Origin of the sequence: Paenibacillus rhizoplanae, from assembly GCF_042684125.1 — a bacterium.
Classification (GTDB): Bacteria; Bacillota; Bacilli; order Paenibacillales; family Paenibacillaceae; genus Paenibacillus_AQ; species Paenibacillus_AQ rhizoplanae.
On the sequence record NZ_JBHUKY010000074.1, the window covers coordinates 1 to 577 of the forward strand.

Sequence of the window (577 nt, forward strand, 5' to 3'; positions counted from 1 at the left end):
CGGGTACGGGGACCGTGTCAGGCGGGCAGTTTGACTGGGGCGGTCGCCTCCTAAAGAGTAACGGAGGCGTTCAAAGGTTCCCTCAGAATGGTTGGAAATCATTCGCAGAGTGCAAAGGCATAAGGGAGCTTGACTGCGAGACCTACAAGTCGAGCAGGGACGAAAGTCGGACTTAGTGATCCGGTGGTACCGCATGGAAGGGCCATCGCTCAACGGATAAAAGCTACCCTGGGGATAACAGGCTTATCTCCCCCAAGAGTCCACATCGACGGGGAGGTTTGGCACCTCGATGTCGGCTCATCGCATCCTGGGGCTGAAGTAGGTCCCAAGGGTTGGGCTGTTCGCCCATTAAAGCGGTACGCGAGCTGGGTTCAGAACGTCGTGAGACAGTTCGGTCCCTATCTGTCGTGGGCGCAGGAAATTTGAGAGGAGCTGTCCTTAGTACGAGAGGACCGGGATGGACGTACCGCTGGTGCATCAGTTGTTCCGCCAGGAGCATGGCTGAGTAGCTACGTACGGACGGGATAAGCGCTGAAAGCATCTAAGCGTGAAGCCCCCCTCAAGATGAGATTTCCCA

General features: G+C 56.7%; 1 rRNA gene. It reads left to right on the top strand.

The window, feature by feature from the left end:
* A 23S ribosomal RNA gene (locus ACFSX3_RS27770) occupies positions 1–577 on the top strand; the annotation flags it as partial.